Source organism: Vibrio sp. 970, assembly GCF_033339075.1.
Window position 1 is genome coordinate 1 of sequence record NZ_JAWOTW010000858.1, and the last position, 510, is coordinate 510.

A 510-nucleotide genomic window follows, 5' to 3' on the forward strand; every position below is an offset into this window, starting at 1 on the left:
CGCTAGCCGCAGTCAGAGCCATTGAGCACGGTTACCAAGTGGCTTTAATGGCACCAACTGAACTGCTCGCCGAACAACACGCCATCAATTTCGCCAACTGGTTTGAAGCCATGGGCATTCAAGTGGGCTGGCTTGCTGGTAAGCTCAAGGGCAAAGCCAAAGAGACGGAACTGGCTCGCATTGCCAGCGGTGAAGCGCAAATGATAGTGGGTACTCACGCCCTCTTCCAAGAACATGTGGAATTTCATCACCTAGCTTTAGTCATCATTGATGAGCAGCACCGCTTTGGCGTCCATCAACGATTAGAGTTACGTGAGAAAGGGGCAAAACAAGGCGCGTATCCGCATCAGCTCATCATGACGGCAACTCCGATTCCTCGCACACTAGCAATGACAGCGTATGCTGATTTGGAAACGTCGGTGATAGACGAATTACCACCAGGCCGAACGCCGATTCAAACCGTCGCCATTCCAGATACCAAACGTGACGACATTGTCGAGCGGGTACGAA

At 52.0% G+C, this 510-nt stretch carries 1 protein-coding gene; it reads left to right on the plus strand.

The features are described 5' to 3' along the window. Positions 1-510, plus strand: a 510-nt coding sequence (locus R7Q11_RS29580; protein ID WP_225467391.1) for a DEAD/DEAH box helicase, incomplete at both ends; no start/stop codon positions are given.